We start from the raw sequence: 3954 nt of genomic DNA, 5'->3' as shown, positions 1-3954 counted from the left end.
GTTCACGGCCCCGCGCCAGGCGGGGGCGGCCAGTTCGGCGACGGCGCCCGCGGCGATGGCGGCCACCGGCAGGTCGGTGGCCCGGCCGGCGGCGAGGAGGTTGCCGCCGACCGTGCCGAGGTTGCGGACCTGGGGGTCGCCGTTGGCGCGGGCCGCGGCGGCGAGCTCGGGCGCCCCGGCGAGCACCAGCGGGTGCGCGGCCAGTTCGGCGAGGGTGGTCGCCGCCCCGATCCGGATCCCGTCGGCGCTGCGCCCGATGCCCCGCAGCTCCTCCAGCCCGCGGATGTCCACCACCAGGGCGGCCCGTTCCTCCCCGGTGCGCAGTCCGGGCAGCAGGCTCTGCCCGCCGGCCAGCACCCGGGCGCCGGGGCGGCCGGCCAGCAGGGTCAGGGCCTCGTCGAGCCCGACGGGCCGTACGTAGTCGAAGTCGGCGAGGATCACTGGGCTTCCCCTCTCAGGCGGCGCCAGACCTTCTCGGGGGTCACGGGCATGTCGATGTGCCGGACGCCCAGGTCGGAGAGTGCGTCGACGACGGCGTTGACCACGGCCGCGGCGGGCGGCACGGTGGCGATCTCGCCGGCGCCCTTGGCGCCGAGCGGGTTGTGCGGGGACGGCGTGGTGGTCTTGCCGAGGGTGAAGAAGGGTGCGTCGAAGGCGCGCGGCAGGGCGTAGTGGTTGAGGTCGGAGCTGACGAGCAGCCCGTTCTCGTCGTACTCGGCGTGCTCCATGAGCGCCTGGCCCAGGCCGTGCACGATGCTGCCCTCGATCTGGCCGAGCACCACCTTCGGGTTGCCGATGTGGCCGGCGTCGTCGACGGCGGTGTAGGCAACCACCTCGGTCTCGCCGGTCAGTTCGTCGATCTCGACGACCGCGACGTGCGTACCGAAGGGGTAGTTGAAGTCCGGCGGGTCGAAGTGGGTGGTCTCGTCGAGGGCCGGTTCGATCTCGGGGGGCAGTCCCCAGCCGTACCACATGGCCATCGCGAGTTCGGCGAAGGTCTTGGCGTTCTCCTCGTTGCCCTCCTCGTGGACCTTGCCGTCCGCGTAGACGACCCTGTCCTCGGGGACGCCGAGGAACACGGCGCCGGCCCTGACCAGTTTGGCCTTGATCTTGCGGGCGGTGAGGGCCACGGCGGGCCCGGCCATGCTGTACGAGCGCGAGCCGTAGGTGCCCTGCCCGTACGGGGCCTTCTGGGTGTCGGCCTCGTGCACCTGGACCTGCGCCGGGTCGATGCCGAGCTCGTCGGCGGCGACCTGCGCGAAGACGGTGCCGTGGCTCTGGCCGGTGGAGGCCGAGCCGACGGTGACGGTGACCTCGCCGGTCGGGTGGACGCGGATGTTGGCGCTCTCCCACGTACCGCCGAGCATGCCCTCCTTGGACATCCGGGTGGAGGGGCCGACCCCGCAGACCGCCACGTAGGAGGCGATGCCGACGCCGAGCCGCTTGCCGCGGGCGCGGGCCTCGGCCTTGCGGGCGGGCATGTCGGCGTACTGCGAAAGCTCCATCGCCCGGTCGAAGTTGAGCTGATAGTTCCCGGAGTCGTAGGTCCAGCCCAGGCCGTTGTCGTAGGGGAACTTCTCCTTCGGGACCAGGTTCTTGCGGCGCACGGCCGCCGGGTCCATGCCGATCTCCGCGGCGTACCGGTCGACGAGCCGCTCCATCAGGAAGGCGGCCTCGGCCCGGCCGCTGCCGCGCTGGGCGCCGAGCGGGACGGTGTTGGTGAAGGCGGCGTAGACCTCGCAGAAGGCGGCGTCGATGTCGTACATGCCGCTGATGGAACGGCCCATCAGGGCGGTGGCGACGCCGGGCCCGATCGTGGAGGGGTAGGCGCCGAGGTTCGCGTAACTGGTGGCGCGCACCGCGGTGATGCGGCCGTCGCGGGTGCCGGCGAGGACCACGTGCTGGCGGTGGTCGCGGCCCTGGACGGTGGAGTTCATCAGCCCGGTGCGGGTGTCGACCCATTTCACGGGCCGGCCCAGCGCCTTGGACATCAGCAGGACCAGCGGCATGTCGGGGTACAGGTACCCCTTGGTGCCGAAGCTGCCGCCGACGGTCGGGGCGATCACCCGGAGCTTGTTGAAGGGGATGCCGAGGACCAGCGCGGAGAGCAGGAACCGGTGGTTGTGCGGGCCCTGGGTGGAGGCGTGGAGCGTGTACTCGCCGGTGGTGGCGTCGTAGTCGCCGACCGCGCCGCGCGGTTCGATGGGGCTGTTGATCGTTCGCTGGTTGACGATGTCCAGCTCGACCGTGACCTCGGCCTCGGCGATGGCCGCGTCGGTGCGGTCCTTGTCGCCGCAGGTCCAGTACGCGTTCAGGTTGCCCGGGACGGCCTCGTGCAGCTGGGGCGCGCCTTCGGCGAGGGCCTCGTCGGCGCGGGTCACCACGGGCAGCGGCTCGTACTCGACGGCGATGGCGGCGAGCGCGGCGGCGGCCTGGCGCGGGGTCTCGGCGACGACGACGGCGATGGGGTCGCCGACGTGGCGCACGGTGTCGCCGGTCAGCACGGGGCGGGCGCCGGGAAGTCCGTAGGGGTGGGGCGGGAAGTGGCTCTCGACCCCGCCGGGTATCCAGATGCAGGGCAGCGGCATGACGTCGGCGAAGTCGGCGGCGGTGGCCACCTTCAGTACGCCGGGCAGCTGCTCGGCCGCCTTGGTCTCGATGGAGAGGATCCTCGCGTGGGCGACCGGGCTGCCGAGGATCGCCATGTGGGCGGTGCCGGGCAGGTCGATGTCGGCCACGTACGTGGCTTCGCCCCGCAGCAGCTGCGGATCCTCGCGGCTGTCGAGCGGCTGTCCGAGGAGGCCGTTGCCCTGGACCGGCGGGTCCGTCGGGACGGTGTCCCGGTCCGGTGCGGCCGGTGCTTCCTGGAGGGAGCTCTCCCCCGTCACTGTGGTCATGTCCCTCACGCCTCCTGTCCGGCGGCTGCGGCGGCGTCTTCGGCGGGGGCTCCGGCGGGGGCTTCCGCGGGCGCCTCGGCCCGGGCGGCCGCGCAGGCGCGCTGCACTCCGCGTACGACGCTGTGGTAGCCGGTGCAGCGGCACAGGTTGCCGGTGAGCCACTCGCGGATCTCGGGCTCGGTGGGTGCTTCGCGGCCGGCGGCGGCCTGGTCGGCGTCGGTCGCGACGAGTTCGCCGAGCGCCATGACCATGCCGGGGGTGCAGAAGCCGCACTGGGTGCCGTGCTCCTGGCGCAGGGCCTCCTGGAGGCCGCTGAGTTCGCCGCCGCGCGCGGTGACGCCCTCGATGGTGGTCACCTCTGAGCCGGCGGCCGCGGCGGTGAGGATCAGGCAGCTCTTGACGGACTTGCCGTCGAGCCGGACGACGCAGGAGCCGCACTGGCCGGTGTCGCAGCCGACCTTGGTGCCGGTCAGTGCGAGGCCGTCGCGGAGCCGTTCCACGAGCAGTTCGTTCGGCTGCGCCGCGAACCGCTCCGGTCTTCCGTTCACGTTCAGTGTGAGGTCCATGCCAGCGCCTGCGCTTCCGTGAGCGGCCGGTTGAAGAGGGGCCCGCCGGGCTGCTGGAGAATTCCTCCGGAGTGCAGCGGGCCGGTGTCGACGGGGGCGAATCCGAGATCCGCGATGATTCCCGCGACGATTTCCTTCGCTTTTCCGTCGTCGCCCGCCGTGAAATGGGCCAGACGCGGTCCGCCGGACGTCCCGGCCACGGCGAGGGTCTCGAAATGCATGGTGTTCAGGGATTTCACGATCCGTGCGCCGGGATACCACTCGGCGACGAGTTCGCTGGAGCCGCGCCCGTCCGATGTCGCGGGGACGCCGGGGTCCCCGTCGAAGGCGTTGGTGGCGTCGACCAGTACGGTGCCCCGCGGCGCGTCCGGCGCGAGCAGCCCCCGGACGCTGCCGAAGGGCACCATCCGCACCAGGACCTCCGCCAGAGCCGCGGGGGGGGCCGGGGGGGGCGCCGCGGGCGCGGGGCGCCGCCCGGGCGGGCGCGGGCC

Annotated in this window: 4 protein-coding genes; all 4 read right to left on the bottom strand. The window is 73.0% G+C overall.

Going from position 1 to position 3954, the window contains the following annotated elements; genetic code table 11:
- Positions 1-441 (bottom strand): FAD binding domain-containing protein (locus ACWGDE_RS36875; protein ID WP_453393448.1); only part of this gene is annotated, 441 nt, incomplete at its 3' end.
- The gene (locus ACWGDE_RS36870; RefSeq protein WP_453393447.1) at positions 438-2897 is read right to left on the bottom strand and encodes a xanthine dehydrogenase family protein molybdopterin-binding subunit; all 2460 of its coding nucleotides are present in this window, start codon (positions 2895-2897) and stop codon (positions 438-440) included. The genes ACWGDE_RS36875 and ACWGDE_RS36870, both read right to left, overlap by 4 nt.
- A 5-nt stretch (positions 2898-2902) precedes the next feature.
- A complete protein-coding gene (locus ACWGDE_RS36865) occupies positions 2903-3463 on the bottom strand; it encodes a (2Fe-2S)-binding protein (RefSeq protein ID WP_453393446.1) in 561 nt (186 codons plus the stop codon).
- Positions 3448-3954 (bottom strand): NADPH-dependent F420 reductase (locus ACWGDE_RS36860; RefSeq protein ID WP_453393445.1); only part of this gene is annotated, 507 nt, incomplete at its 5' end. The genes ACWGDE_RS36860 and ACWGDE_RS36865, both read right to left, overlap by 16 nt.

The sequence above is a fragment of the Streptomyces sp. NPDC054956 genome, from assembly GCF_053609185.1.
The sequence above is the reverse complement of the archived record's forward strand: the minus strand, read 5'-3'. Positions and strand labels throughout refer to the sequence as shown.

Excerpts from the sequence above, each read along its gene's own strand:
- ACWGDE_RS36870 (WP_453393447.1), bottom strand. The coding sequence starts at position 2,897 with ATGACCACAGTGACGGGGGAGAGCTCCCTCCAGGAAGCACCGGCCGCA.
- ACWGDE_RS36865 (WP_453393446.1), bottom strand. The coding sequence starts at position 3,463 with ATGGACCTCACACTGAACGTGAACGGAAGACCGGAGCGGTTCGCGGCG.